The 22559-nt window shown below is 67.1% G+C and carries 26 protein-coding genes and 1 riboswitch; of the genes, 24 read left to right on the top strand and 2 right to left on the bottom strand.

Annotated features, from left to right (window positions below):
- Window positions 1–35: 35 nt before the first annotated feature.
- Window positions 36–809, bottom strand: coding sequence for an SDR family NAD(P)-dependent oxidoreductase (locus U5760_RS26655; RefSeq protein WP_322015322.1), 774 nt, complete (start codon window positions 807–809; stop codon window positions 36–38).
- Window positions 806–2557: an ABC transporter ATP-binding protein/permease gene (locus tag U5760_RS26650; protein WP_322015321.1), complete on the bottom strand. Its 1752-nt coding sequence runs from the start codon at window positions 2555–2557 to the stop codon at window positions 806–808. Before U5760_RS26650 ends, U5760_RS26655 begins: the two co-directional genes overlap by 4 nt.
- A gap of 291 nt (window positions 2558–2848) precedes the next feature.
- A riboswitch (TPP riboswitch) is annotated at window positions 2849–2962 on the top strand.
- A gap of 259 nt (window positions 2963–3221) precedes the next feature.
- Here U5760_RS26650 and U5760_RS26645 point away from each other — a divergent pair.
- The 24 genes from U5760_RS26645 (at window position 3222) to U5760_RS26530 (ending at window position 22558) form a co-directional block, all read left to right on the top strand.
- Window positions 3222–4382: an FAD-dependent oxidoreductase gene (locus U5760_RS26645; protein WP_322015320.1), complete on the top strand. Its 1161-nt coding sequence runs from the start codon at window positions 3222–3224 to the stop codon at window positions 4380–4382.
- A gap of 11 nt (window positions 4383–4393) precedes the next feature.
- Window positions 4394–4591: a sulfur carrier protein ThiS gene (thiS, locus tag U5760_RS26640; RefSeq protein ID WP_322015319.1), complete on the top strand. Its 198-nt coding sequence runs from the start codon at window positions 4394–4396 to the stop codon at window positions 4589–4591.
- A gap of 61 nt (window positions 4592–4652) precedes the next feature.
- Window positions 4653–5465, top strand: a complete 813-nt coding sequence (locus U5760_RS26635) for a thiazole synthase (protein ID WP_322015318.1) — start codon at window positions 4653–4655, stop codon at window positions 5463–5465.
- Window positions 5465–6580, top strand: a complete 1116-nt coding sequence (gene thiE / locus U5760_RS26630) for a thiamine phosphate synthase (RefSeq protein WP_322015317.1) — start codon at window positions 5465–5467, stop codon at window positions 6578–6580. Before U5760_RS26635 ends, thiE begins: the two co-directional genes overlap by 1 nt.
- A gap of 159 nt (window positions 6581–6739) precedes the next feature.
- Complete coding sequence (locus U5760_RS26625; protein ID WP_322015316.1) at window positions 6740–7561, top strand: ABC transporter ATP-binding protein; 822 nt, start codon at window positions 6740–6742, stop codon at window positions 7559–7561.
- Window positions 7558–8334 carry a lipid asymmetry maintenance ABC transporter permease subunit MlaE gene (mlaE, locus tag U5760_RS26620; RefSeq protein ID WP_322015315.1) on the top strand — a complete coding sequence of 259 codons (777 nt, stop codon included), beginning with the start codon at window positions 7558–7560 and terminating at the stop codon, window positions 8332–8334. Before U5760_RS26625 ends, mlaE begins: the two co-directional genes overlap by 4 nt.
- A gap of 108 nt (window positions 8335–8442) precedes the next feature.
- Window positions 8443–8982: an outer membrane lipid asymmetry maintenance protein MlaD gene (mlaD, locus tag U5760_RS26615; RefSeq protein WP_322015313.1), complete on the top strand. Its 540-nt coding sequence runs from the start codon at window positions 8443–8445 to the stop codon at window positions 8980–8982.
- Window positions 8983–8993: 11 nt separating this feature from the next.
- Window positions 8994–9980 (top strand): VacJ family lipoprotein, encoded by a 987-nt coding sequence (locus U5760_RS26610; protein WP_322015312.1) that lies wholly within the window; start codon window positions 8994–8996, stop codon window positions 9978–9980.
- 187 nt (window positions 9981–10167) lie between these two features.
- Window positions 10168–10797, top strand: a complete 630-nt coding sequence (locus U5760_RS26605) for an ABC transporter substrate-binding protein (protein ID WP_322015311.1) — start codon at window positions 10168–10170, stop codon at window positions 10795–10797.
- Window positions 10794–11066: an STAS domain-containing protein gene (locus U5760_RS26600; protein ID WP_322015310.1), complete on the top strand. Its 273-nt coding sequence runs from the start codon at window positions 10794–10796 to the stop codon at window positions 11064–11066. Before U5760_RS26605 ends, U5760_RS26600 begins: the two co-directional genes overlap by 4 nt.
- 210 nt (window positions 11067–11276) lie before the next feature.
- Window positions 11277–12203, top strand: a complete 927-nt coding sequence (locus U5760_RS26595; RefSeq protein WP_322015309.1) for an ABC transporter ATP-binding protein — start codon at window positions 11277–11279, stop codon at window positions 12201–12203.
- Window positions 12200–12955, top strand: a complete 756-nt coding sequence (locus U5760_RS26590) for an ABC transporter permease (protein WP_322015308.1) — start codon at window positions 12200–12202, stop codon at window positions 12953–12955. Before U5760_RS26595 ends, U5760_RS26590 begins: the two co-directional genes overlap by 4 nt.
- A 21-nt stretch (window positions 12956–12976) precedes the next feature.
- Complete coding sequence (locus U5760_RS26585) at window positions 12977–13216, top strand: BolA family protein (protein WP_322015307.1); 240 nt, start codon at window positions 12977–12979, stop codon at window positions 13214–13216.
- Window positions 13217–13330: 114 nt separating this feature from the next.
- Entirely contained in the window at window positions 13331–14593 is a 1263-nt protein-coding gene (murA, locus tag U5760_RS26580) for a UDP-N-acetylglucosamine 1-carboxyvinyltransferase (protein ID WP_322015306.1), read from the top strand.
- A complete protein-coding gene (gene hisG, locus U5760_RS26575; RefSeq protein WP_322015305.1) occupies window positions 14590–15288 on the top strand; it encodes an ATP phosphoribosyltransferase in 699 nt (232 codons plus the stop codon). The genes murA and hisG overlap by 4 nt, the downstream gene beginning before the upstream one ends.
- A 104-nt stretch (window positions 15289–15392) precedes the next feature.
- A complete protein-coding gene (hisD, locus tag U5760_RS26570; RefSeq protein WP_322015304.1) occupies window positions 15393–16712 on the top strand; it encodes a histidinol dehydrogenase in 1320 nt (439 codons plus the stop codon).
- Between the two features lie 197 nt (window positions 16713–16909).
- On the top strand, window positions 16910–17986 hold the full coding sequence (hisC, locus tag U5760_RS26565) for a histidinol-phosphate transaminase (protein ID WP_322015303.1): 1077 nt from the start codon (window positions 16910–16912) through the stop codon (window positions 17984–17986).
- A gap of 48 nt (window positions 17987–18034) precedes the next feature.
- Complete coding sequence (gene hisB / locus U5760_RS26560; protein WP_028228098.1) at window positions 18035–18622, top strand: imidazoleglycerol-phosphate dehydratase HisB; 588 nt, start codon at window positions 18035–18037, stop codon at window positions 18620–18622.
- 257 nt (window positions 18623–18879) lie between these two features.
- The gene (hisH, locus tag U5760_RS26555; RefSeq protein WP_322015302.1) at window positions 18880–19521 is read left to right on the top strand and encodes an imidazole glycerol phosphate synthase subunit HisH; all 642 of its coding nucleotides are present in this window, start codon (window positions 18880–18882) and stop codon (window positions 19519–19521) included.
- Between the two features lie 184 nt (window positions 19522–19705).
- On the top strand, window positions 19706–20458 hold the full coding sequence (gene hisA / locus U5760_RS26550) for a 1-(5-phosphoribosyl)-5-[(5-phosphoribosylamino)methylideneamino]imidazole-4-carboxamide isomerase (protein WP_322015301.1): 753 nt from the start codon (window positions 19706–19708) through the stop codon (window positions 20456–20458).
- 42 nt (window positions 20459–20500) lie between these two features.
- Entirely contained in the window at window positions 20501–21274 is a 774-nt protein-coding gene (gene hisF, locus U5760_RS26545) for an imidazole glycerol phosphate synthase subunit HisF (RefSeq protein ID WP_322015300.1), read from the top strand.
- A gap of 1 nt (window position 21275) precedes the next feature.
- A complete protein-coding gene (gene hisI, locus U5760_RS26540) occupies window positions 21276–21692 on the top strand; it encodes a phosphoribosyl-AMP cyclohydrolase (protein ID WP_322015299.1) in 417 nt (138 codons plus the stop codon).
- The gene (locus tag U5760_RS26535; RefSeq protein ID WP_322015298.1) at window positions 21689–22057 is read left to right on the top strand and encodes a phosphoribosyl-ATP diphosphatase; all 369 of its coding nucleotides are present in this window, start codon (window positions 21689–21691) and stop codon (window positions 22055–22057) included. The genes hisI and U5760_RS26535 overlap by 4 nt, the downstream gene beginning before the upstream one ends.
- A gap of 108 nt (window positions 22058–22165) precedes the next feature.
- Window positions 22166–22558 (top strand): hypothetical protein, encoded by a 393-nt coding sequence (locus tag U5760_RS26530; protein WP_322015297.1) that lies wholly within the window; start codon window positions 22166–22168, stop codon window positions 22556–22558.
- Window position 22559 lies beyond the last annotated feature (1 nt).

The raw sequence follows: 22559 nt of genomic DNA, 5'->3' as shown, positions 1-22559 counted from the left end.
CGGCTGCGCCATGCGGCAAAGCTTGCGCAAGACGGTTAGCCCAGCGTGAGTCCGCCGTCGACGTGGATCACCTGGCCGGTGATATGGCGGGCGGCGCCGGAGAGCAGGAAGGCGATGAGTTCGGCGATATCGGCGGGTTCGGCCACGCGGCCGAGCGGCGTTTCCTCGGCCGCGCGGGCCCATGCGGGCGCGTTCGCGGGCGTGGGGCCCCGATCCTTGCGCGTGTAGCCGGGAGCCACGCAGTTCACCGTTATGCCGTGCGGCGCGAGTTCGGCCGCCGCGGTTTTGGCGAGCGATTCGAGTGCCGCCTTGGCGGCGGCGGTGGCGGCGAACGGTGCGTCGGCGCGGTAGCGGTGCGCGACGAACGAGCTGAGCGCCACCACGCGGCCGCACGCCGATGCGGCGAGCGCGGCCTGTGCGCCGCGAACGAGGGCCGCGAAGGCCGCGGGCATGGCGGCGAAAGAGGCTGCGAGCGCTTCGGCATCGAGCGACGCGAGCGTCCGGCGCTGCGCGTGGCCTGCGTTGGCGACCAGCTGGTCGAGCGCGCCGAAACGCGCCAGCGTGGTTTCGACGATGCGGCCGGCAGCGCCCGATTCGGCCAGATCGGCGCAGACGGTTGCGCACGTCGCCCCTTGGCTCGCGCACGTCGCGGCGACTGCGGCGAGACGCGCCTGCGCCGCTTCGTCGGCGCCGCGCGCATGCAGCATGAGCGCGACGCCCGGCGCGGCGAGCCGCCGGGCGAGCGCGGCGCCGATCCCCGCGCCCGCTCCGGTGATCAGGACGACACGCTCGTGCGCGCCCGCACTCATGCGGCGATGCGCTCTTCGGGCATGCGCTCGATGTCGAGCGTTTCCTCGTGGAACGCCGCAAGCGACTCGCGATGCGCAACGCTCACGATAGCCGCCTTCGGCAGGCGCTCGGTGAAGAGCTTGTAGAGACGGCCTTCGTTCTCGGCGTCGAGTGCGCTCGTCGCTTCGTCGAGGAACAGGTAGTCGGGCTTGTGCAGCAGCACGCGAGCGCCCGCAAGCCGTTGCTGCTCGCCCGGCGAGAGCACGCGCGTCCAGTGCGCCGATTCTTCGAGCCGGTCGACGTAGTCTTCGAGCCGGCACGCGCGCAGGGCTTCGCGGCATTCTTCGTCGCTGTAGTCGGCGGCGGGCGAGGGGTAGGTGAGCGCGGCCTTGAGCGTGCCGATCGGCAGGTAGCTTTGCTGCGGGATGAACATCATGCGCGCATCGACGGGGGCGTCGATCGAGCCTTCGCCGAACGGCCAGAGCCCCGCGAGCGCGCGCATGAGCGTGCTCTTGCCCGCGCCCGACGGGCCGCGCACGAGCCAGCGCGAGCCCGGCCTGATGGCGATGTCGCGCACTTCGGAAAGCGGCAGGCCGTTGGGCAGCGACAGCTTCAGATGCTCGGTGGACAGCGCGTTGGCATCCACGTAGTGCAGGTTGATGCCGCCGTGCTCGGTGGCGGGAGAAACCGTTTCCTTCAGGCGCGGCGCATGCACCACGCGCGCGAATTCGCGCAGACGGTTGACGGTGGCGCGCCATTCGACGAGGGTGGAGTAACTGTTCATGAACCACGAGAAGCAGTCGCTCACGGTGCCGAACGCTCCAGAGATCTTCATCAGCACGCCGAACGAGAATGCACCTGCAAAGTAGCGCGGCGCCGCGACGACGAGCGGGAAAATGATGGCAATCTGGCCGTAAAAACTGAGCACGAAGGTGAGGCGCTTCGTGTACTTCATCACGCGCCACCAGTTTTCGCGAATGTGCTCGAACAGCCCCTGCGCATTGCTGCGCTCGGTGTTCATGCCGTCGTAGAGGGCAATCTGCTCGGAGTTTTCGCGCAGGCGGATGAGGCCGAAGCGGAAGTCCGCTTCCACTTTCTGTTGCTGATAGTTGATCGAGACGAGCGGATGGCCGGCCTTCTGGGTCACGTACGAGCCGAACACGGCGTAGAGCAGGGCGGCCCAGACCATGTAGCCCGGAATCGTGATGGGCGTGCCGCCCAGCGAAAACGTGAGCGCCCCCGCGAGCGACCAGAGGATCGTGATGAACGACACCAGCGTGACGACCGTCGAGAGCAGATCGAGCGTCAGCGCGAGCGTGTTGTTGGCGAACGCCTGCAGGTCGTCGCTGATCCGCTGGTCGGGGTTGTCGGCGAGGCGATCGCGCTCGATGCGGTAGAACGCGCCCTTGTCGAGCCATTCGTCGAGAAAGCGCGTCGTGAGCCATTGACGCCACCGGAAGCCCAGCATCTGGCGCAGATAGCGCCCGTACACCGCGAGGATGATGAACGCGAACGCGAGTACGGTGAAGACCATCAGAAGGTGCGGGAACTGCTTGACGTCCTTGCTCTGCAGCGCGTCGTAGAAGTCGCCGTTCCAGGTGTTGAACCGCACATTGATCCACACCACGGTCAGATTGATGACGATGATCGCCACCAGCAGCCCCCAGGCGACCCAACGCTCCTCGGAGACCCAATAGGGTTTGATCAGGCTCCAGGCCGAGACCTTTTCGGGCTGATCCGGCGTGGGGCGGGAAGATAGGTTGGTCATGTGCGTCCTGATGTTGGCCCGGCCCCGGGCCGGAAAAATGCGAAGCGTGCGGCGTGGCACGACGGTGCTGCGATTCTGTCGCCGGCCGCTTAAGCGGGGCTTAACAGGGGAGGCATCGGTGCCGTCGACGTTAAAGCGCGCGGCTCATTGTCTCATTGCGACAGCCCGCAGGCGTTCCGGGCATTGTGCCAGAGGGTGCGCGGCGCCCGCGAAACGGCACCGGCCAGCCGGCCCGGGAAGGCCGCGCCGCCGAGGTTTGCGGGCCCCGGGCCTTTTGTGGTCTAATGACCGTTGACGAAACAGGGGTGCTTCGCCGGCATGCCGTGCATGTCGCCGTGAGGCTGAGAGAGACCCTTCGCACCCGATCCGGGTAATACCGGCGCGGGAAGTTTCCGGAAAGTCTTGCTGGATCCATTTCCAGTTTCCCGCCGGGCAAGCGTGCATGGGACCCGTGTCCCAGCGCCTCACGCGCCTGTCCGGCCGGCCTTGCCAGCCGGTTTCGTCCTTGGGTACGTCTGCTGTTGCCGTACGGAAAGGATACGATGACCGCCTATTCCTCAGTTTATTTAGCCCGCGTTTCTCGTGGCGTTGCCGCCCGCTTCGTTGTTCGCGCAAGCTTTGGCGCGACCTGTGGGTGTGCCCTCGCGCGCGGCGGAGTGCCGTCATGAGCCGCGTGCGCGCCACCGCTGCCATGCCCGATTTCGCCGTGCTCGGCGGGGGGCTTTCCGGCCGACTCGTCGCGTGGCGGCTTGCCGGCGCGGGGCATCGCGTTGCGCTGTACGAGCGCGGCGGCCCAGAAGGTGCCGACGCCGCCGCGTGGGTTGCCGCCGCGATGCTCGCGCCGCTCGCCGAAGCCGCCGTGGCCGAACTGCTCATCACCGAACTCGGTGTCGCGTCGCTCGAAACGTGGCCGCAGATACTCGCGCAACTGCCCGAGCCGGTGTTCTTCCAGCACAACGGCACGCTCGTCGTGTGGCATCACGCCGATCGCACCGAAGCGCCGCTCTTCGAGCGCCGCGTGCGCGCGAACGCGCCGCACTGGCTGGCGGACGAGGGCTTCGTCGCGCTCGCGGGCCAGGAACTCGATGCGGCGGAGCCGGCGCTCGCCGGCCGCTTCGCGCGCGGCTGGCTGCTGCCCGGCGAAGGCCAGCTCGATAACCGCCAGGTGCTGCCCGCGCTGGCGGCGGGTCTCGCGCAGCGGGGCGTACAAGCGCACTGGCACACGCCGGTGGACGAGGCCGATCTGCCGCCCGCGCGCGTGACGATCGATTGCCGCGGCCTCGGCGCCAAGCCTGCGCTGCCCGCGCTGCGCGGCATCCGCGGCGAAGTCGCGCGCGTGCATGCGCCGGGCATCGGACTCACGCGGCCCGTGCGTCTTTTGCATCCGCGCTATCCGCTCTATATCGCGCCCAAGCAGAACGACCTCTACGTGATCGGCGCCACCGAGATCGAAGGCGAGGACATGTCGCCGGTCAGCGTGCGCTCGGCGCTCGAATTGCTGAGCGCGGCGTTTGCCGTGCATCCGGCCTTCGGCGAGGCGCGCATTCTCGAGCTCAATTCGCAATGCCGCCCCACGCTGCCCGATCACCGCCCGGCGTTGATCTGGGACGGCGCACGGACCTTGCGGGTAAACGGGCTCTACCGGCACGGCTTCATGATTGCGCCCGCTGTGGCCGACGAGGCGGTGCGTTGCGCAGAGGCGCTGCTCGCCGGCCGCGTAGCGGATCCAGACGCCTTCGAAGCCTGGCGCAACGGCTCGCGCTGGAGCGCGATGCTGCACAACGGCGCCGCCAACCGCGAACGCGAAGCACTGAACGTGAAGTAAACAGAATCGATATGGACATACAGATCAACCAGAAACCGCTCACGCTGCCCGAAGGGTCGACCGTTGCCGACGCGCTGGCCGCGTTCGGCGCGCGTCCGCCCTATGCCGTCGCGCTGAACGGCGATTTCGTCGCGCGCGCCCAGCACGTTGCGCGCACGCTTGCTGCGGGCGACCGCCTCGACGTCGTGAGTCCGGTGGCCGGCGGCTGAGCCGCACGCCACCCCCACGCCACCTCGAGTCCGACCCGAAACCGCCAGGGATTCCATCGCCATGACCACCTCTTCCACCGCCGACGCGCTCACGCTCTACGGCGAAACCTTCGCGAGCCGCGTGCTGCTCGGCACGTCGCGCTATCCGTCGCTGCAGTCGCTTTCCGATTCGATCGATGCGGGGCGCCCCGGCATGATCACCGTCGCGCTGCGCCGCCAGATGAACGACGGCACCGCCGAGGCGGGCTTCTTCGACCTGCTCAAGCGCCACGGCGTGCCGCTTCTGCCGAATACGGCGGGCTGCCTCACCGTCAACGAAGCGGTGACCACGGCCCACATGGCGCGCGAGGTATTCGAAACCGACTGGATCAAGCTCGAACTGATCGGCGACGACTACACGCTGCAGCCGGACCCGGTCGGCCTGATCGAGGCCGCGTCGCGTCTCGTGAAGGACGGCTTCAAGGTGCTGCCGTATTGCACCGAAGACCTCGTGATCGGCCGGCGCCTGCTCGACGCGGGCTGCGAGGCGCTGATGCCGTGGGGCGCCCCCATCGGCACCGGCAAGGGCGTGATCAATCCATACGGCCTGCGCGTGCTGCGCGAGCGGCTGCCCGACGTGCCGCTGATCGTCGACGCGGGTCTCGGCCTGCCGTCGCATGCGGCGCAGGTGATGGAGTGGGGCTTCGACGGCGTGCTGCTCAACACGGCGGTCGCGCAGGCCACGCATCCCGACGCGATGGCGCGCGCGTTCGCGCTGGGCGTGGAGGCGGGCCGCGCCGCGTATCTCGCCGGGCCGATGGCCGAGCGCGAAGCGGCCGTGGCGAGCACGCCGGTCGTGGGCATGCCGTTCTGGCATCAGGATGGAGGCCAGTGATGACCGAGACGCTGCGACTGCAGGACCGCGAACTTTTCTGGCCGCCGGCCGATGAACTGACTGCCACGGCAGAGCGCATTCGCGCGCGCCTCGGCGACTGGCCGCCCACCCATGCGCCGTGGCGCATCTGCCTCACCGCGCCGGACGCGCCGAACGGCGGCGACCTGATCGTCGTGACCGACGCGGCGCCGCATCTCGCCCACCTCGCGCGCTGGATGACGGCGGGCGCGGGCGTGATCGAAGCCGCCGGCGACGATCCGAAAGCGGCCCGCGTGACACTGCACCTGGGCGGCGAGCGCTACGCGCTGGAGGGCGAGCTGGCGGAAGACTGGGTGCCGGCGCTGGCGGCATTCCTCGACTGCGGGTTCGATCCGCACGACGCGCTCGTGCTGGCGCTCGCCTGGCGCGACGGCGACGAGGCTCGCGAGGACGCGTGGCCCGTGGATATTGCGCGCTTTCCGCGCGTGCCGGACTTGCCCGCCGCGCCGGCGCAGCCGTTCGCGCCGTGCCCGGCGAAGCTCGGCCTGTACCCGGTGCTGCCGACGGCCGACTGGGTGGAACGCGTGCTCGACTACGGCGCGCAAACCGTGCAGCTGCGCAGCAAGCAGCCGAAGTCGCCGGAACTGGTGGACGAAATCGAACGCTGTGTTGCGGCGGGGCGCCGGCACAGCGACTCCCGAGTGTTCATCAACGATCACTGGCAGGAAGCGCTGGCCGCGGGCGCGTATGGCGTGCACCTCGGCCAGGAGGACCTGCGCGAAGCGGATCTCGGCGCGCTGACGGCGGCAGGCGTGCGGCTCGGCCTTTCGACGCACGGCTATTTCGAGATGCTGACGGCGCTGCATTTCCGCCCGAGCTACGTCGCGCTCGGCGCGGTCTTTCCCACCACGACCAAGGCGATGCCCACCGCGCCGCAAGGGCTCCGGCGCCTCGCGCGCTACGTGAAGCTGCTGGAAGGCGTGGTGCCGCTGGTGGCGATCGGCGGCATCGACGGCGCGGTGCTGCCGCAGGTGCTTGCAACGGGCGTGGGCTGCGCGGCCGTCGTGCGCGCGGTGACCGAGGCGGCCGATCCGGCTGCCGCGGTTGCTGCATTGCGCAACGCGTTTACGCAATAATGGCCCGCCGGCGGGATGTCGGGCGTTTCGCGCCCCAATCCCGCCGGGGTGGCCGGTTGGCGTCTCTTACCGGTCGGAATTCGGGATAGGGCGCGCCAAGGCAGCTTTTTCATGATGGCCCTATAATCCCGCCTTCGTGTAAATAGACTGTCAGCCCACGTGCCATCATCTTCTGAGACCCTGCTGGAGCTGCGCGACGTCGATTTCGGCTATGGCGATCGGCTCGTCCTGTCCGGCCTGAACATGCGCTTCGGGCGCGGTCGGGTCGTGGCGGTCATGGGCGGCTCGGGCGGCGGCAAGACCACGGTGCTGCGCCTGATTGGCGGCCTCGTGCGCGCCCAGCGCGGCCAGGTGCTGTTTCACGGCGAGGACATCGGCGTGCAGTCGCGCGAAGGCCTCTACGCGCTGCGCCGCAAGATGGGCATGCTGTTCCAGTTCGGCGCGCTCTTCACCGACATGTCGGTGTTCGAGAACGTCGCCTTTGCGCTGCGCGAGCACACCGACCTTCCCGAAGAGCTGATCCGCGACCTCGTGCTGATGAAGCTCAACGCAGTCGGCCTGCGCGGCGCGCGCGACCTCGCGCCTTCGGAAATCTCGGGCGGCATGGCCCGGCGCGTCGCGCTCGCGCGCGCCATCGCGCTCGACCCCGAACTCATGATGTACGACGAGCCGTTCGCGGGCCTCGACCCGATCTCGCTCGGCATCACGGCCAACCTGATCCGCACGCTCAACGACGCGCTCGGCGCGACCTCGATCCTCGTCACGCACGACGTGCCCGAGTCGTTCGCCATTGCCGACTACGTGTACTTCCTCGCCAACGGCGGCGTGCACGCCCAGGGCACGCCCGCCGAGCTGCGCGCCTCCACGGACCCCACGGTGCGCCAGTTCATCGACGGCGCGCCGGACGGTCCGTTCCGTTTCCACTACCCGGCGAGCGAGTCGCTCGCCGCGGACTTCGGCATCGGCGGAGGCCGCTCATGATCGGCGCCATCAGCTCGCTCGGGCGCGCGGTGCTCGAGCAGATCGCGCGCGTCGGCCATGCGGCGTGCTTCTTCGCGCGCCTCGTGCTCGAATTCTTCCCGCTTCTGCGGCGCCCGCGGCTTGTCACGAAGCAGATCCACTTCGTGGGTAATTATTCGCTGTTGATCATTGCCGTGTCGGGCCTCTTCGTCGGCTTCGTGCTCGGCCTGCAGGGCTACTACACGCTCAACCGCTACGGCTCCGAGCAGGCGCTGGGGCTGCTGGTGGCGCTTTCGCTCGTGCGCGAACTCGGGCCGGTCGTCACGGCGCTCCTCTTCGCGGGCCGCGCCGGCACGTCGCTCACGGCCGAAATCGGCCTGATGAAGGCCGGCGAGCAGCTCACCGCCATGGAAATGATGGCCGTCGATCCGGTGCGCATCGTGGTCGCGCCGCGCATGTGGGCGGGCGTGATCGCCATGCCGATCCTCGCGGCGATCTTCAGCGCAGTCGGCATACTGGGCGGCTACGTGGTGGGCGTGCTGCTGATCGGCGTCGATTCGGGCGCGTTCTGGTCGCAGATGCAGGGCGGCGTGGACGTCTGGGCCGACGTGGGCAACGGCGTGATCAAGAGCATCGTGTTCGGTTTTGCCGTGACGTTCACCGCGCTCTACCAGGGTTACGAGGCGAAGCCGACGCCCGAGGGCGTCTCGCGCGCGACCACGAAGACGGTCGTGTATGCGTCGCTCGCGGTGCTGGGCCTCGACTTCCTGCTTACCGCACTGATGTTTAGCTAAGCCGCGCCGGGTGCGTGCCGCGACGGGCGGTTCGCGCCGCGGCCCGCAGCAGACGGCCGGCGCCGGGTGCCCTGGGTACCGGATGCCGCCGCAACGGATTCTGATGGGATGACGATGAAAAAGAATGCTCTCGACTTCTGGGTCGGCCTGTTCGTGGTGCTGGGCTTCATTGCGCTGCTGTTTCTCGCGCTGAAGGCCGGCAACATGAGCTCGCTGTCGTTCCAGTCCACCTACCCGGTGAAGCTGAAGTTCGACAATATCGGCGGCCTCAAGCCGCGCGCGGCCGTGAAGAGCGCGGGCGTGACGGTGGGCCGGGTGGCCTCGATCGGCTTCGATACGAACACCTACCAGGCGCTGGTGACGATCAACCTCGACCAGCAGTACCAGTTTCCGAAGGATACGTCCGCGAAGATCCTGACCTCGGGCCTGCTCGGCGAGCAGTACATCGGTCTGGAGCCGGGCGGCGACACCGAAATGCTCAAGGCGGGCGATACCATTGCGATGACGCAATCGGCGATCGTGCTCGAGAACCTGATCGGCCAGTTCCTCTACAGCAAGGCGGCGGATTCGGGGGCGTCGAAACCGGCGGGCGGCAGCGGCACGGCCCCGGCACCCGCAGAGGCGGGCTCGGGCGCGGCAGGCAAATAAGGAGAACAACAATGTTCACGATGCGCATGCGCGCGGCCGCGATCGGTGTGGCGGCGCTGGCTCTGGCGGGGTGCTCGACGGTGCAGACGCCGTCGAAGGACGATCCGTGGGAAGGCCTCAACCGCACGATGTTCACCTTCAACGACAAGGTGGACCAGTACGCGCTCAAGCCGGTGGCCCAGGGTTACGTGAAGGTGACGCCGCAGCCGGTGCGCGATAGCGTCACGAACTTCTTCTCGAACATCGGCGACGTCTACAACGCGGCGAACAACATCCTGCAGCTGAAGATCGCCGACGGGGTCGAGGACATCATGCGGATCGTGATCAACACGGTCTTCGGTGTCGGCGGCCTGTTCGACGTGGCGACGCTCGCGAAGCTGCCCAAGCACAACCAGGATCTGGGGCTCACGCTCGGCCATTACGGCGTGCCGGCCGGCCCGTACCTCGTGCTGCCGTTCCTCGGCCCGAGCACGGTGCGCGACGCCGTGGGCACGGCGGGCAACTACTTCATCAACCCGCTCACCTATGTCGATCCGCCGGCGCTCAGCTGGGGGCTCTACGGCCTGAACGTGGTCAGCACGCGGGCGAATTTGCTCGGCGCGAGCGACATTCTCGAAGGCGCCGCCATCGACAAGTACTCGTTCGTGCGCAACGGCTACCTGCAGCGCCGCCGCTATCAGCTTTCCGACGGCAAGGGCGATGCGTCGTCGAATCTGCCCGACTACGGCGAAGGCGCACCGCCGCCCAAGTACGAGGACGTCGATCAGGGTGCGGCGCCGGCCACAGCGGCTTCGGGCGCGGGCAATGCGGCAGCGGCGGCAGCAGCAGCGCCAGCGGCTTCCGGCGCGCAGGCCGCGGGCACGTCGGCGTTCCCGGCGCCGCTGGTCGGCCCGACGGGCGCCGTGGCCCCCAACGGCGCCTCGGATACGACCGTTCCGGCCGACCAGATGGTGCCGCCCGCGCGCGTGGGCTATCCGTCGCTGCTGCGCCTGCGCTGAGGCGGCCGTTCAGGTCTTTTCATGCATAGATCAGACAAAAAGAGGCCTATCTGGCTGACGTAACAACCAGAAACAACCCGAAACGCTTGTCGCAGAATCTTCGCAGTTCAAGGGTGGAGCCAGATGGAACTCGCGTGATATCGTTGGCTCCAACGGGGCGCTTCCTCCCCATTACGCAGGACTCGATATGAAAAAATTCTTTCTGTTTCCGCTTTTCGCCATGTTTTTTGCGATGACTGGTGCCGCCTCCGCGCAGACGGTGGACACCAGCGACCCGGACGCGATGGTCAAGTCCATCACCCAGCAGGTGATGGACCAGATCCGCGGCGACAAGTCGATCCAGTCGGGCGACGTCAACAAGATCACCCAGCTCGTCAACGAGAAGATCCTGCCGTACACGGACTTCCGCCGCACGACGCAGCTCGCGATGGGCCGCAACTGGCGCACGGCCACGCCGGACCAGCAGACCCAGGTCATCGAGCAGTTCAAGACGCTCCTGATTCGCACGTACTCGGGCGCGCTCGCCCAGGTGCGCGACCAGCAGATCCAGTACAAGCCGTTCCGCGCGAACCCGGACGACACCGACGTGGTGGTGCGCTCGACCGTCATGAACAACGGCCAGCCGATCGAGCTCGACTACCGCCTGTACAAGACGCCGCAAGGCTGGCGCGTGTATGACATCAACGTGCTCGGCGCCTGGCTGATCCAGGCGTACCAGCAGCAGTTCCAGGAAAAGATCCAGCAGGGCGGCGTGGACGGCCTGATCCAGTTCCTCACGCAACGCAACCAGCAGCTCGCCGCGGGCAAGGCCTCGTGAGCGCGAGCTTCGACACCGGCGCCACGCTGACCCACGAGAGCGCGAAAGCCGCGCTCTCGGCGGGTCTCGCGCGGATCGCGCAGGGCGCGACCGCCGTGGACTGCGCGCCGCTCACGCATTTCGATTCGTCGGCGCTCGCCGTGCTGATCGCGTGGCAGCGCGCCGCGCGCGAGCGCGGCACCCCGCTCGCCGTTCTCAACCTGCCCCCCAAGCTCGCGAGTCTCGCGCACGCCTACGGCGTCGATCCGCTCCTTCACGAGCGACATTGACGCGCAGCGGGCCATCGGCCCGTTGCTTTCCCCGCTTCGGGCCAGGTCGGGCCTTCCGACTTTGCCCTATAATCAACCGTTTTTTGGGCATTGCCGCCGGACTTTACGGCGGCCGGACGGCACCACGAGCTGTCCCCCAATTCCCGGTCTCCCCGCAGCATTGATGCACTTATACAGCCGCACCGCTATGAGACGGGCGGCGCTCAAGTCATGCCAGCCATAGAAATCCGTAACGTCAAGAAGCGCTACAAAGAGCTGCAGGCGCTCAAGGGCGTCAGCTTCACGGTCGAAGAGGGCGAATTCTTCGGGCTGCTCGGTCCGAACGGTGCGGGCAAGACGACGCTCATCAGCATACTCGCGGGTCTCGCGCGTGCCGACGAAGGGTCGATCGCCGTGCGCGGCCACGACGTCGTCGAGGACTACCGCAACGCGCGCCGCAGCCTCGGCGTCGTGCCCCAGGAACTCGTATTCGACCCGTTCTTCACGGTGCGCGAGACGCTGCGCATCCAGTCCGGCTACTTCGGCCTGCGCAACAACGACGCGTGGATCGACGAGGTGATGGCGAACCTCGACCTCACCGAAAAGGCCGACGTCAACATGCGTGCGCTCTCGGGCGGCATGAAGCGCCGCGTGCTGGTGGCGCAGGCGCTCGTGCACCGTCCGCCCGTGATCGTGCTCGACGAGCCGACCGCCGGCGTCGACGTCGAGTTGCGCCAGACGCTCTGGAAGTTCATCGCGCGTCTGAACCGCGAAGGCCACACGATCGTGCTGACCACGCACTATCTCGAAGAGGCCGAAGAGCTCTGCGACCGCATCGCCATGCTGCGCCGCGGCGAGGTGGTGGCGCTCGAGCGCACGAGCGCGCTCCTGCAGCGCTTCGCGGGCACGCAGCTGTTCCTGCGTTTCTCCGAGGGCGTGCTGCCCGCCGAGCTGCGCGCGCTCGAAGTCGATCCGTCGAACGTCAATGCGCACCAGCACCTGCTGCGTCTCGCCAATTACGACGAGGTCGAGCGCATTCTCGCGCTGTGCCGCGCGAACGGTTGCAAGCTTGAGGAAATCGAGGTCCGCAAGGCCGATCTGGAGGATGTTTTCGTGCAGGTGATGAGCGGTCCGGAAGTGATCGAGGGGCTGGCATGAGCGGGTTCCGTACGCTGTTCTACAAGGAAGTCCTGCGCTTCTGGAAGGTCGCGTTCCAGACCGTGCTCGCGCCCGTCATCACCGCGCTGCTCTATCTGACGATCTTCGGCCACGCGCTGCGCGGCCACGTGCAGGTGTATCCGGGCGTGGAGTACACGAGTTTCCTGATCCCCGGCCTCGTGATGATGAGCGTGCTGCAGAATGCGTTCGCGAACAGCTCGTCGTCCTTGATCCAGTCGAAGATCACCGGCAATCTCGTTTTCGTTCTGCTGCCGCCGCTCGCCGCCTGGGAGATGTTCGGGGCCTACGTGCTCGCGTCCATCGTGCGCGGGCTCGCGGTCGGCGCGGGGGTGTTCGTCGTGACGATCTGGTTCATTCCGGTCAGCTTCGCGGCGCCGCTCTATATCGTGGCGTTCGCGGTGCTCGGCTCGGCCATACTCGGCACGCTCGGCCTCATCGCCGGCATCTGGGCCGAGAAGTTCGACCAGCTCGCCGCGTTCCAGAATTTCCTCATCATGCCGCTCACGTTCCTCTCGGGCGTGTTCTATTCGACGCATACGCTGCCGCCCGTGTGGCGCGAAGTGTCGCGGCTCAATCCGTTTTTCTACATGATCGACGGTTTTCGCTACGGTTTCTTCGGTTTGTCCGACGTGAATCCGTTCGCGAGCCTTTCGATCGTTTTCGTCTTTTTCGTGGCGCTCGCCGCGCTCGCGATGCGTCTGCTCGCGAGCGGCTACAAGCTGCGTCACTAAGCAGGACAGGAGCTTCTCACCATGTTGCCGACTCCGGAACAGGTCAAGCAGTACATCTCGGCAGGGCTCGCGTGCGAGCACCTCGAAGTGGAAGGCGACGGCCAGCACTTCTTCGCGACCATCGTTTCGCCGTCCTTCGAAGGCAAACGCCTGATCCAGCGCCATCAGCTCGTCTATGCCGCGCTTGGCGACCGCATGCGCGAGGAGATCCACGCGCTCAGCATGAAGACGCTCACGCCCGCCGAATGGCAGAACGCATAATCCGGAATATCAGTGCGAATTACCCAGGACAAAGACAGCGCCGCCAGTGGCGCCACCGCTGAAGCGAAGACCGCGGCGCCGCAGGCAGGCCGTACCGATCAGGAAACCTCAGGCATGGACAAACTCGTCATCGTCGGCGGGCAGAAGCTCGCGGGGGAAGTGGCCGTTTCCGGCGCGAAGAATGCCGCGCTGCCCATTCTGTGCGCGGGCCTCCTGAGCGCGGAGCCGGTGCATCTCGAGAACGTGCCCAACCTGCAGGACGTGCGCACCACGCTCAAGCTGCTCGACCAGATGGGCGTGCGCACCGAACAGGCGGGCAGCCACGTGCAGCTCGACGCCTCGGGCGTGACCAATCTCGTCGCGCCCTACGAACTCGTGAAGACCATGCGCGCCTCGATCCTCGTGCTCGGGCCGCTCGTCGCGCGCTTCGGCGAGGCGAAGGTGTCGCTGCCGGGCGGCTGCGCGATCGGCGCGCGCCCCGTGGACCAGCACATCAAGGGCCTGCAGGCGATGGGCGCCGAGATCACGATCGAGCACGGCTTCATCGAAGCGCGCGCGAAGCGCCTGAAGGGCGCGCGCATCGTTACCGACATGATCACGGTCACCGGCACGGAAAACCTGTTGATGGCCGCCGTGCTCGCCGAAGGCGAGACCGTGATCGAGAACGCCGCGCGCGAGCCCGAAGTGAGCGACCTCGCGCACCTGCTGGTGGCGATGGGCGCGAAGATCGACGGCATCGGCACCGACCGCCTCGTGATCCAGGGCGTGGACAAGCTGCACGGCGCCACGCACACGGTCATTCCCGACCGCATCGAAGCCGGCACGTTCCTGTGCGCGGTGGCGGCCGCCGGCGGCGACGTCACGCTGCGCCATGTGCGCCCGGGCATCCTCGACGCCGTGGTCGAGAAGCTGAGCGAAGCGGGCGTCGCGATCGAAGAGGGCGACGACTGGATGCGCGTGCGCATGGACGGCCGCGCGCGCGCCGTGAACGTGCGCACCTCCGAATATCCGGCCTTCCCGACCGACATGCAGGCGCAGTTCATGGCGCTCAACGCGCTGGCGGACGGCACCTCGCAGGTCGTGGAAACGATCTTCGAGAACCGCTTCATGCACGTGCAGGAGCTCAACCGCCTCGGTGCGAGCATCACTATCGACGGCAACACCGCGCTCGTCGCGGGCGTCGAGAAGCTCTCGGGCGCGAAGGTCATGGCCACCGATCTGCGCGCATCGGCGAGCCTCGTGATCGCGGGCCTGTGCGCCGACGGCGAAACGCTGATCGACCGCATCTATCACCTCGACCGCGGCTACGACCGCATGGAAGAGAAGCTCACGAAGATCGGCGCGAACGTGAAGCGCATCAAGGGGAACGCAGCATGAGCACCGTCCAGACGCCGGCTGCGGCGGCAGGCGCGCCGCTCACGCTCGCGCTTTCGAAGGGCCGCATCTTCGAAGAGACGATGCCGCTTCTCGCCGCCGCGGGCGTGCAGGTGGCCGAAGATCCGGAGACCTCGCGCAAGCTGATCCTGCCGACCACCGACCCGAACCTGCGCGTGATCATCGTGCGCGCGACCGACGTGCCGACCTACGTGGAATACGGCGCGGCGGACTTCGGCGTGGCGGGCAAGGACGTGCTGCTCGAACACGGCGGCAGCGGTCTCTATCAGCCGATCGATCTCGACATCGCGTGCTGCCGCATGTCGGTGGCCGTGAAGGCGGGCTTCGATTATGCGAATGCGGTGCGCCAGGGTGCGCGCCTGCGCGTCGCGACGAAATACACGGAAACCGCGCGGCAGCATTTCGCGGCGAAGGGCGTGCACGTCGATCTCATCAAGCTCTATGGCTCGATGGAACTGGCGCCGCTCGTGGGTCTCGCCGACGCGATCGTCGATCTCGTCAGCTCGGGCGGCACGCTGCGCGCGAACAATCTGGTCGAGGTGGAGGAGATCATGCCGATCTCGTCGCGCCTCGTCGTGAACCAGGCGGCGCTCAAGCTCAAGCGCGCCGCGTTGCGGCCTTTCATCGACGCGTTCGAACGCGCGTCGCGGCGCAGCGCGGACGTGGCCGCCGGCTAAAGGTCCGCCGAAGGGCGGCCACGGACCGGCCAAGGCAAGGCGTCGTCGGCGCGAGGGGCGGCTTTACGGTACCGCGCGCACAATCGTTACGGATGGATATCAGCATGGCTATCACGATTCGCAAACTCGATTCCAGCGTCGAAGGCTTCAAGAAGGCGCTGCACGCGGTGCTCGCGTTCGAGGCGAGCGAAGACGAGGCGATCGAGCGCTCGGTGGCGCAGATTCTTGCCGACGTGAAGGCGCGCGGCGACGCGGCGGTGCTCGAGTACACGAACCGCTTCGACCGCCTTTCGGCGACGAGCGTCGCGGCGCTCGAATTGCCGATGAGCGAGCTCGAAGCGGCGCTCGAGAGCCTCGAGCCCAAGCAGCGCGCGGCGCTCGAAGCGGCGGCGGCGCGCGTGCGCGGCTACCACGAGAAGCAGCGCATCGAGTGCGGCTCGCACAGCTGGCAGTACACCGAAGCGGACGGCACGGTGCTCGGCCAGAAGGTCACGCCGCTCGATCGCGTGGGCCTGTACGTGCCGGGCGGCAAGGCGGCGTATCCGTCGTCGGTGCTGATGAACGCGATTCCCGCGCGCGTGGCGGGCGTGCGCGAGATCATCATGGTTGTGCCCACGCCGGACGGCGTGAAAAATCCGCTCGTGCTGGCGGCCGCACTGCTGGGCGGCGTGGACCGCGTGTTCACGATCGGCGGCGCCCAGGCCGTGGCGGCGCTCGCTTACGGCACCGGGACCATTCCGGCCGTGGACAAGATCTGCGGCCCGGGCAATGCCTACGTGGCTTCGGCCAAGCGCCGCGTGTTCGGCACGGTCGGCATCGACATGATCGCCGGTCCCTCGGAAATCCTCGTGCTGTGCGACGGCACGACCGATCCGCGCTGGGTGGCGATGGACCTGTTCTCGCAGGCCGAGCACGACGAACTCGCGCAGTCGATCCTGCTGTGCCCGGACGCGGCGTTCATCGCGCGCGTGGAGGAGGCCATCGGCGAGCTGCTGCCGACCATGCCGCGTGCCGACGTGATCGCCACCTCGCTCACCCACCGCGGCGCGCTGGTGAAGGTGCGCGACATGGCCGAAGCCTGCGCGATCGCCAACGAGATCGCGCCGGAGCACCTCGAAATCTCGGCGCTGGAGCCGCAGAAGTGGGGCAACGAAATTCGCCACGCGGGCGCGATCTTCCTCGGCCGCTACACGAGCGAGAGCCTCGGCGACTACTGCGCGGGGCCGAATCACGTGCTGCCTACGTCTCGTACCGCACGTTTCTCGTCGCCGCTCGGCGTCTATGATTTCTTCAAGCGGTCGAGCGTCATCGAGGTCAGCGCGGAAGGTGCGCAGACGCTCGGCGAAATCGCCGCGGAACTCGCGTACGGCGAGGGCCTGCAGGCGCATGCACGCAGCGCCGAATACCGGATGAAGCCGCTCTGAGCTTTGCGGCAGGTCCGGTGCGTTCGGTGCAGGAAGGCCGGGCGCGCCGGGCCTCTCCCGGCGTGCCGCCGTTTTCCGGCCGCCGGGGCCGGCTTCGCACCGCCGGCGTACGATCCTCGAGACACTTGCGATAACCAGCGCGGCTTCGAAGCCGCCCGATAGAGGCCGGCGCGCCTCCCGAGCGCCGCCCATCAGACATGACCACACCACACGACATCCTGCGCCCCGACGTTCTCGCGATGACGAGCTATCCGGTGCCCGACGCCACCGGCTTCGTGAAGCTCGACGCCATGGAAAACCCGTTCTCGCTGCCCGCCGGCCTCGCGGCACAGTTGGGCGAGCATCTGGCCGGCGTGGCGCTGAACCGCTATCCGGCGCCGCGTCCCGAAGCCCTCATCGCGAAGCTCAAGACGGTCATGGGCGTGCCGGCCGACTGCGACGTGCTGCTCGGCAACGGTTCGGACGAGATCATCAGCATGATCACGACGGCGTGCGCGAAGCCGGGCGCGAAGGTGCTCGCGCCGGTGCCGGGTTTCGTGATGTATGCGATGTCGGCGAAGTTCGCGCAGCTTGAGTTCGTGGATGTGCCGCTGCGCGCCGACTTCACGCTCGACGCCGACGCCGTGGTGGCGGCCATCGCCGCGCACCGTCCCGCCGTGATCTGGCTCGCCTACCCGAACAACCCCACGGGCACGCTTTTCGACGACGCCGACATCGAGCGCATCATTGCTGCCGCCCAGGCGGCGCAGGGGCTCGTGGTGATCGACGAGGCCTACCAGCCGTTCGCGCAAAAGAGCTGGATGCCGCGCGCGGGCGAGTTCGACAACGTGGTGGTGATGCGCACCATGTCGAAGCTCGGACTGGCCGGTATCCGCCTCGGCTATCTGGCCGGACGCCCCTCGTGGCTCAACGAATTCGACAAGGTGCGGCCGCCGTACAACATCAACGTGCTCACCCAGGCGGCGGCGAATTTCCTGCTCGATCACGTGGATGTGCTCGACGCACAAGCCGCGCAGTTGCGCGCCGAACGCGCCGTACTGGCGGACGAAGTGGCGAAACTGCCGGGCGCCGAGGTGTTCGAAAGTGCCGGCAATTTCCTGCTCGTGCGCGTGCCGGATGCCGCTTCGGTGTTCGATACCCTGCTCGCGGCACGGGTTCTGATCAAAAACGTGAGTAAAATGCATCCATTGCTGGCGAATTGTGTTCGCCTCACGGTCGGGACACCCGACGAAAACGCGCAGCTCCTCGCCGCGCTGAAGCTCGTCCTGAAGTGAGCTTCATTCTCTAACTCTCCTGTTACGGGCTGTTTGAAGGAAATTGCCATGCGCGTCGCGCAAGTCGTTCGCAACACCAGCGAAACGCAAATCCGCGTGAAGATCAATCTGGACGGCACCGGCGAGCAGAAGCTCGCGACCGGTGTGCCGTTTCTCGATCACATGCTCGACCAGATCGCACGACACGGTCTGATCGACCTGGAAATCGAAGCGCATGGCGACACCCATATCGACGACCACCATACGGTGGAGGACGTCGGCATCACGCTCGGCCAAGCCGTGGCGCAGGCGATCGGCGACAAGAAGGGCATTCGCCGCTACGGCCATGCCTACGTGCCGCTCGACGAGGCGCTCTCGCGCGTCGTGATCGACTTTTCGGGCCGTCCGGGCCTCGAGTTCCACGTGCCGTTTACGCGCGCGCGCATCGGTACGTTCGATGTCGATCTGTCGATCGAGTTCTTCCGCGGCTTCGTCAACCACGCGGGCGTGACGCTTCACATCGACAATCTGCGCGGGCTGAATGCCCACCATCAGATGGAAACCGTGTTCAAGGCGTTCGGGCGCGCGCTGCGCCAGGCCGCCGAGCTCGACGAGCGCGCGGCGGGCAAGATTCCGTCCACGAAGGGCAGCCTTTAATCCGCGACGAACCTGGGCGACGGCTGGCGAGAGGCGGCGGCGAGCCTGCCGCCCCCGCGGCGCGCACGGCAACGGGCCGTCGTGTCGGCGCCCGGTCGCTCGAGCATGAGGATTGGAGGGCGGCCGTGGCAGCGCCTCTCCTCGGCGACGCCATTCGAGGCACGTGAAACGGTTTAAAGCGCGATTCGATATGCGATTCGATGCGCAACTCAAAGCGAAGTGATGCCAGGAGCAGGGCCCGCGCGGCCCGATTCGAGATGAAGACTTCAATTGCGATTGTGGACTATGGGATGGGCAACCTGCGCTCGGTGGCGCAGGCGCTGAAGCAGGCTGCGCCGGAAGCCGAGGTGGCTATCGTCGAGCGCCCCGAGGCGATCCGCGCGGCCGACCGCGTGGTGCTGCCCGGCCAGGGCGCGATGCCCGACTGCATGCGCTCGCTCGCCGAATCCGGCTTGCAGGACGCCGTGATCGAGGCCTCGCGTACCAAACCGCTGATGGGCGTGTGCGTGGGCGAGCAGATGCTGTTCGACTGGAGCGCCGAAGGCGACACGAAGGGCCTGGGTCTTTTGCCCGGCAAGGTCGTGCGTTTCGAGCTGGAAGGCCGGCTGCAGGACGACGGCTCGCGCTTCAAGGTGCCGCAGATGGGCTGGAACCGGGTGCGCCAGGCGCGCGCGCACGCGCTGTGGGACGGCGTGCCCGACGGCAGCTACTTCTACTTCGTGCATAGCTACTACGTCGTACCCGACGAGGCGGCCCATTCGGTAGGCGAAACGCCGTACGGCGCCGCCTTTACCTCGGCCGTGGCGCGGGATAACATCTTCGCCACCCAATTTCACCCGGAAAAAAGCGCCGCGGCGGGTTTGCGCCTTTATCGCAACTTCGTCCACTGGAACCCGTAACGACCCGAGCGGGCTTCTCGCGACGCAGGCATCGACCGTTCGGCCAACGTGGCTGCCAAGCCGACTGGCGTCAGCAAGACCGCCCAAAGAGTTGTACTAAACTAGCGAAACGGCGTCGGATCGGGCCTTTTTTCCGCCGGTGCCGGCTGTTTTCAACCTTATTCCCAGATAACACCCGATAGCTATGCTGCTGATTCCGGCCATCGATCTCAAAGACGGTCACTGCGTGCGCCTCAAACAAGGCGATATGGACCAGGCGACGATTTTCTCCGAAGAGCCGGCGGCCATGGCCCGACATTGGCTCGAGCGCGGCGCGCGGCGTCTGCACCTCGTCGACCTGAACGGCGCGTTCGCAGGCAAGCCGAAGAACGAAGACGCCATCCGCGAGATCATCGCGGAAGTGGGCGACCAGATTCCCGTGCAACTGGGCGGCGGCATTCGCGACCTCGACACCATCGAGCGTTACCTGGATGACGGCCTCTCGTACGTGATCATCGGCACCGCCGCGGTCAAGAACCCGGGCTTCCTCCAGGAAGCGTGCACTGCATTCGGGGGCCATATCATCGTCGGCCTCGACGCGAAGGACGGCAAGGTCGCCACCGACGGCTGGAGCAAGCTCACGGGCCACGAAGTGGTGGATCTCGCGCGCAAGTTCGAGGACTACGGCGTCGAATCGATCATCTACACGGACATCGGCCGCGACGGCATGCTTCAGGGCATCAACATCGAAGCCACGGTGCGCCTCGCCCGTGCGGTGAAGATCCCCATCATCGCGAGCGGCGGCCTGTCGAACATGGCCGACATCGATTCGCTTTGCGAAGTGGAAGACGAAGGCATCGAAGGCGTGATCTGCGGCCGCGCGATCTATTCGGGCGACCTCGACTTCTCGCAGGCCCAGACGCGCGCGGACAGCCTGCGCGAATCGGACGACGCCTGACCCCATCGACTGGCACCACCGACTGGCAACACCGGCAAGATCATGGCTCTACCCAAACGCATCATCCCCTGTCTCGACGTGACCGCCGGGCGGGTCGTCAAGGGCGTCAATTTCGTCGAACTGCGCGATGCCGGCGACCCCGTCGAAATCGCGCGCCGTTACGACGACCAGGGCGCCGACGAACTCACCTTCCTCGACATCACGGCCACCTCCGACCAGCGCGACCTGATCCTGCCGATCATCGAAGCGGTGGCTTCGCAGGTGTTCATTCCGCTGACGGTGGGCGGCGGCGTGCGTGCCGTGGAGGACGTGCGGCGCCTGCTCAATGCGGGCGCGGACAAGATCAGCATGAATTCGTCTGCGGTAGCGAATCCGCAGCTCGTGCGCGACGCGGCGGACAAATACGGCTCGCAGTGCATCGTCGTCGCCATCGACGCCAAGCGCACTTCGGCCCCCGGCGAGCCGTCGCGCTGGGAGGTGTTCACGCACGGCGGCCGCAAGGCCACGGGCATCGACGCGGTGGAGTGGGCGCGCAAGATGGCCGAGCTCGGCGCGGGCGAGATCCTGCTCACGAGCATGGATCGCGACGGGACCAAGAGCGGTTTCGACCTCGATCTCACGTGTGCCGTCTCCGACGCGGTGCCGGTGCCGGTGATCGCCTCGGGCGGCGTGGGCGGCCTGCAGGATCTCGCGGACGGCATCGTGAAAGGCCGCGCCGACGCGGTGCTGGCGGCGAGCATCTTCCACTATGGCGAGCACACGGTGGGCGAGGCGAAGCGCTTCATGGCCAATCAGGGCATTTCGGTGAGGTTGTGACGTGACGACGAACGCTATTGAAAAGGCGGCCTGGCTCGACAAGGTCAACTGGGACGCCAACGGTCTCGTACCGGTGATCGCGCAGGAAGCGACCACGGGCGACGTGCTGATGTTCGCGTGGATGAACCGCGAGGCACTCGCGAAGACGGTCGAAACGGGCCGCGCGGTGTACTTCTCGCGCTCGCGCCAGCGCCTGTGGTTCAAGGGCGAGGAATCGGGCCACGTGCAGCACGTGCGCGACATCCGCCTCGACTGCGACGAGGACGTCGTGCTGATCAAGGTGGAGCAGGTCTCGGGCATCGCGTGCCACACGGGCCGTCACTCGTGCTTTTTCCAGCAATTCGAAGGCACGGTCGAGGAGGGCCGCTGGGTCGCCGTCGATCCCGTGCTGAAAGACCCCGAACACATCTACAAATGACGCAACCCACCACCAACGACACCTTGCTGCGCCTTGCCGCGGTGATCGACAGCCGCAAGGGCGGCGATCCGGACGCTTCCTACGTCGCGCGCCTGTTTCACAAGGGCGACGATGCCGTGCTCAAGAAGATCGGCGAAGAGGCGACCGAAGTCGTGCTGGCCGCGAAGGACGTGCGCCAGGGCGGCGCACCGACGGCGCTGGTGGGCGAAGTGGCCGACCTGTGGTTCCACTGCCTCGTGGCGCTGTCGCATTTCAACCTGAGTCCGGCCGACGTGCTGGCCGAACTGGAGCGCCGCGAAGGGCTCTCGGGGCTCGAGGAAAAAGCGCTGCGCAAGAGCCGCGAGCGCGAGGAAAGCGGCGACTGAGCCGCCGGGCCTGCAAGCCCGCCCTCTTTCTAACGACGACGCTGTATCCTGAACGTGCCGGCGGCTTGCCCCAGCCACCGTCGATTCACTGATTGGGAGACGAGCAGCATGTCCATGCCCGGCGGATATCCGCCTCCGACCGTTCGGGATCCGCTCGAAGCGGATCGTCTGCGCAGCCTGCGCACCCTCACACACGTGCTCTACGCGCTCTACGCCGTGTACTGGCTCACGGGCGGCGTTTCGGTGCTGGTCGCGATCATCCTGAATTACCTCAAGCGCGACGAGGCGCTCGGCACGCCCTACGAGCAGCACTTCACCTGGCAGATCCGCACGTTCTGGCTGGGTCTCGCCGGCCACCTGATCGCCGTGGCGTTCTTCATCGTGCTGATCGGCATTCCATTTCTTTGGGCTGTCGCGATCTGGACGTTGTACCGTATCATCAAAGGCTGGCTGTACCTGTACGACAACAAGCCGCTGGTCGACCCGCGCGGGTGGGTTTGAC

The organism is Paraburkholderia sp. J12 (genome assembly GCF_905220215.1).
Classification (GTDB): domain Bacteria; phylum Pseudomonadota; class Gammaproteobacteria; order Burkholderiales; family Burkholderiaceae; genus Paraburkholderia.
Note: the sequence above shows the minus strand (reverse complement) of the source record. Positions and strands in the feature narration are given on the sequence as shown.